The 5132-nt window shown below is 61.8% G+C and carries 3 protein-coding genes; 2 read left to right on the forward strand and 1 reads right to left on the reverse strand.

Translation table 11 applies throughout. The features are described from left to right. Together NW853_RS08125 and NW853_RS08130 are read left to right on the forward strand one after the other, a co-directional pair. Positions 1-751, forward strand: a 751-nt coding sequence (locus NW853_RS08125; RefSeq protein ID WP_414348763.1) for an ABC transporter permease, incomplete at its 5' end; no start/stop codon positions are given. Between the two features lie 7 nt (positions 752-758). Further along, on the forward strand, positions 759-3695 hold the full coding sequence (locus NW853_RS08130) for an ATP-binding protein (RefSeq protein WP_414348764.1): 2937 nt from the start codon (positions 759-761) through the stop codon (positions 3693-3695). Positions 3696-3755: 60 nt separating this feature from the next. On the opposite strand, the gene NW853_RS08135 is transcribed toward NW853_RS08130, so the two are convergent. Further along, the gene (locus NW853_RS08135) at positions 3756-5015 is read right to left on the reverse strand and encodes an ABC transporter substrate-binding protein (RefSeq protein WP_414335982.1); all 1260 of its coding nucleotides are present in this window, start codon (positions 5013-5015) and stop codon (positions 3756-3758) included. Positions 5016-5132: the final 117 nt, after the last annotated feature.

Consider the following 5132-nt stretch of genomic DNA (forward strand, 5'->3'; position numbering starts at 1 on the left):
CGTGGGCTCGGCGATCTGTATAAGAGACAGGGGATCCCCTCACCCCCAGCCCCTCTCCCAGAGGGAGAGGGGAGTTATCTTGGAGCTTGCTGCCACCTACCCACCCTCGATGAGTCTTTTGGCCAGCTCTTTAAGTTACGCCTACAGCAACAGCGACCTGCTAGTTCAAGCTTTCCTCCAGCACCTACAACTGGTGGCGGTGCCGCTGGGGATCGCGTTGCTGGTGGGCCTGCCCTTGGGTTTTGGCAGCTCCCGCTCGCAGGTGGTTTCCCTCGTGGTGATCAATGCCTTCGGCAGCTTGCGGGTGATCCCCAGCTTGGCGATTTTGTTTTTGGCCATTCCCTACTTTGGCCTTGGCTTTCAGTCGGCGGCGATTGCCCTGACGATCTTGGCCTTGCCCCCCATTTTAATCAGCACGGATGTGGCCTTCCGCAGCCTCGATCCGGCTCTACGCGAAGCTGCTTTGGGAATGGGCATGACGCCGGCGCAGGTGCTACGCCATGTGGAGATCCCCTTGGCGTTGCCGGTAATCTTGGCCGGTGTTAAAACCGCTACTATCGAGGTCATTGCCAGCGCCACGTTGGCCGCCTTTATCGGGGCGGGCGGGCTGGGCAGCTTCATCACGCTGGGGTTTGCCCTCTACGACAACGCTATCCTGTTGGTGGGAGCAATCCCGGTGGCGCTGTTGGCCATTGGTGCCGAAATTCTCCTCGGCGCTTTGCAGCGAGCTCTGGAGCCGCCCCAAGCCTAGGGATCCCATGCTGTTTTCCTCTTCTTCTCCAATGCGCCTGCCCTTCCTCACTTCTCGAGCGGTTCCTTTGCAGGTGGCGCTGCTGTTGCCGCTGCTGTTGGCAGTGGCTGGGGGGGCAGGCGGGGTGGGCTATCTCTTCTGGCGGGCTGGGCGGCAGATGGCGCTGCAGTTGGCCGAGCACCTGAAGAGTGAGGTTAACCATCGCACTGAAGAGCACCTCAGGCGCTATCTCCAAGCCCCCCTTCAGATCAATGCCCTCAATCAAGGGGCAGTCCAGTGGGAGCTACTGCCCAATTTGGCCGCGCTTCAGCCGCAAGATCTGGAGAGGCTTGAGGCCTATTTTGCCCGCCAGTTGCAGCAGTTTCCCAAGCTGAGCTACATCGGCTTTGTCTCAGCGGAGGGGGGGTTTGTAACCGCCCGCCGCCACACCGATGGGTCGATCTGGATCTACCACACGCCAGGCCTGAAGCCGGGATCCGTCCAGGGCCGCCAGCGGGATCCGGAAAGCGGGGATCCCACCGGCTTGAAGCGGCAGTTGGGCTTTGTGGATTTGCGGCGGCTGTCTTGGTTTCCCGGGATCCTGCAACAGGAAGGGGCCCGCCGTACCTGGGTGGTGAGCAACTTTTTTGTCGAGTTTCCCAATCAGAGGCCGGAGCGGCTGATCCTGACAGCGCTGCCCTTGGCCGAGGCGGAGGGGCGGGTTTACGGCAGCTTGGTGGCTGCTCTCTCGGCTCAGCAACTGCAGGCTTTTCTGGAGGATCTGCAGGCCAGCTTGGCGTATCCAGGGGTGAGCTGGTTGCTGGATGAAGAGGGCCAGGTGGTGGCCGGCAGGGAGGAGCTGTCTCCCCAGCCGCTGCTGCTGGCTGTGCAAGAGCAGGTGGGATCCTGGGCAACGGCGGCCTCTGAAGGTTTGCTGCGCCTTGAGGTGGACGGGATCCCCTACCGGGTGCAGGTGACGGCCATTCAGGATCAATGGGGGCTGGTCTTTTACTTCGTCTACGGGATCCCGGAGGGCGCCCTTTTAGCCCCTGTCTATGCCAGTGCTCGGCAGGCGGCCCTGTTGGGGGGTGGGCTGCTGCTGGGCTTTTTGGCCGCCGGGATCCTCCTCAGCGAAGCCCTCTCTCGTCCGCTGCGCCGCCTTACCCAAATAGCGGAGCAATTTGTGCACACTGAGATCCTGGCCTGGCCCCCTGTGGATCCCGGCCCTATCCAAGAGGTGCAGACCCTGGCCAAGGCTTGGCAGCAGGCGGCCACCAACCAACAAGCTTTGCTGGATCGCCTCTGGCAACAGCAGCAGCAGTACCGCGCTGTGGTGGAGCAGCAGACGGAGCTGATCTGCCGCTTTCAGCCCGATAGCCGCATCACCTATGCTAACCCTGCCTACCTGCGCTTTTTTGGCCGTTCCGCAGAAGAAGCGATAGGTAGCCGTTGGGTGGACTCTCTGCCGCCGCAAGAACGGGAGGCAGTGCTGCAGTCCCTTGCGGCTCTGACGCCTGAGCACCCTTACCACCGCAGCGAGCGGGAGTACCCCGGCGAAGATGGCCAATCCCGCTGGGTGAGCTGGGTGGATCAGGGCATTTTCGACAGCCAGGGCCAACTGGTGGAGATCCTGTCGGTGGGGCGGGAGATCACCGAGCAAAAGCGGATCCAACAGCAGCTAGAAGCCCTCAACCGCGAGCTGGAAGCCCAGGTGGCGCTGCGTACCGCCAAGCTGGAGCAGTCTTTGCGCTTTGAGGCGGTGCTGCGCTCCCTCAGCGGCCAGATGGTGGCCAGCCTCAAGGAGGGGGAGATCCTGGAAGAGGTGGTCAAGAGTCTGGCCGAGGCCCTCAACCTAACCGGCTGTCATATTTTCTTGACCAGTGCCGATGGATCCTCTTGGATCCCGGCTTGCTCGTTTCCGGAGAAGGCGGATCCCGCCTACCTCAACGATCCCGAGCTGAGGCACCTGCTGCACTCCCATGCGTTTCTTGACCAGCCCTGGGAAGTCCACTGCTGTTGTCAAAAGGAGCGAGGGGGGCACTGGGTACAGCTTTTGGCTTGCTCCCTTTGGGACAAGCAAGAGCGGCTGGGGCTGCTGCTGTTGGAGCGGCAGCAGGAGTTTTCCGAAGCGGAGAGACAACTGGCCTATCAGGTGGCCAACCTGTCTGCTCTGGCTCTGCGGCAGGCCCGTCTGTATGAGGCGGCCCAGGCCCAGGTAAAGGAATTGGAGCGGCTCAACCTGCTCAAGGACGATTTCTTGAGCACCGTCTCCCACGAGCTGCGCACCCCCATGACCAATGTGCGCATGGCCCTACAAATGTTGCAAATAGCCCACGATAACCCCGAGAAGCAGCAGCACTATTTCGCCATCGCCCTCAAGGAATGCAACCGCCAAATTGATCTCATCAACGACCTGCTGGACATGCAGCGGCTGGCAGCCGAGAAGTATCTGCTCCAACCCGAAGAGATCTTTCTGCCGCGCTATTTGCGGGATCTGGTGGCGGCAGTTCAGCCCCTGGCCCAGGCCAAAGACCAAAGTTTGCAACTGCACCTGGAAGAGGGGATCCCACCCCTTGAGGCGGATCCCACGGCCCTGGGCCGCATCTTGCGCGAGCTGCTGCACAACGCCGTCAAATACACCGCCCCCGCGGGATCCATCCACCTGCAGGTGGCCTGGGAAGGAGAAGGGATCCTCTTTGTCTGCAGCAACAGCAGCGAGATCCCGGAATCGGAGCTGCCCCGCATCTTTGAGAAGTTCTACCGCATCCCGCAGTCGGATCGCTGGAAGCACGGCGGCACCGGCCTGGGGCTGGCCCTGGTCAAGCAACTGGTGGAGCACATGGGGGGCCAGATCTCCGTCAGCAGCTTGGAAGGATGGACGCATTTTCGCGTTTGGCTGCCCCAAGCCAGAACAGCAAGCATCTCACCTGCAGAAACAGAGAAGCGAAAGCTCCCCTCTCCCTGAGGGAGAGGGGCTGGGGGTGAGGGAGTCCCCCAGGGAGAGGGGCTGGGGGTGAGGGGCCACCTATCCCGGCAAAACCTGTTGCTGCCAGAGGGCTTCCAGTTGCACCGTGTATTCGGGGTGGACGATGGGCACAGCGCCGGCGATGGCCTCGCGAATGGGGATCCCGGCGGCAGCTTCTAGCTGGGCAAAGTTGGTCTGCAGCTCGGCAGACAGACGACGGATATCGATCAGGGGCAGATCCCCCCACACATCCGGCTTGAACTTTTCCAGTTGTCCTTCCGGGCTGGCCAAGAGCTCCGCCAAAACCATTGCCCCCCAAGGGTTGGCCGCGTTGATGGGAATGGCCGTGAACGAGGGATCGATCAAGCTGGTGCCGGGGATTCCATAGGGGGTGGTGCTGGGGGGAAACTGGCCGTTGCCCTTGCGCAAGATCACCTGGTCGATAAAGGTGGGGATCAGCCACACCTCGCCGTTGGCAAATAGTTCCGCCAGGCGGGCAAAGGTGGGTGGATAGGTTTGCCCTCGCCGCCACAACAAGGGATCCAGCTTTTTCAGGTAGTCCACCAGAGCGGGGGATTGTTGCGCCCAAAGCTCGGCATTGAACTCCGGCCCGCTGTATTGGGCATGGCCTCCTGTCACACCGTAGAAGGCGCTCAACAGAAAGCGGCTACCGTGAAAATCCGGCGGGGCCACGTAGGCGAACCGGCCTGGATTGGCCTCGGCCCAGGCCAACAATTCGGCATAGCTCCGGGGCGGGTTGGGCACCCGTTCGGCATTGTAGGCCATCAGGAAATAGTTGCCGGTGTAGGGGGCAGAATAGCCTTCGGTGGGCAGGCCAAAATCCGTTGCGATATCGGCAGGGTTGTAGAACTGCAGGCTGGGCAGTTTCTGGGCAAAGGGGCCGTAGAGCAAGTTCCCCTGCTTGAGGGTGCGGAAATTGTTGCCGTTGATCCAAATCAGATCAAGGCTGCCGCCGCTGCGCAACCCGGCCTGCACCTCTCCAATCACTTTGTTGACCGCTTCCACGGTATCCGTGAGCGGGATCCGGTTCAAACGAATGTCATGGCGCTCTTGCAACTGCCGCTTGACCCAGCCATCCACAAAACCGTTGATGGCCTCGCTGCCGCTCCACATGGCCCAATTCACCTGGCTGCCCCGCGCCCGCTCCAGGATATCTGCCCAGCTCAGGGATCCCAACTCCACTGGGTTCTCGCCGGTGTTTTGCGCCAGAGGAGAGCTTTGCCCAACCAGCCAAGCCCCCAGGGATCCCAGGCCCGCCAACACCTGCCGCCGCTTCCAGAAAACGCCTTTGGGTTGCATGGCCTCACCTCTGTCTAGGTTCCAGATTCAACTTAACCCCCCTCTCCCAAAGGGAGAGGGGTCGGGGGTGAGGGCTGGGAGAGGGGCCGGGGGTGGTCGCGTGAGCGGCGCGGAGCG

The sequence above is a fragment of the Synechococcus sp. H55.11 genome, from assembly GCF_047462475.1.
Classification (GTDB): Bacteria; Cyanobacteriota; Cyanobacteriia; order Thermostichales; family Thermostichaceae; genus Thermostichus.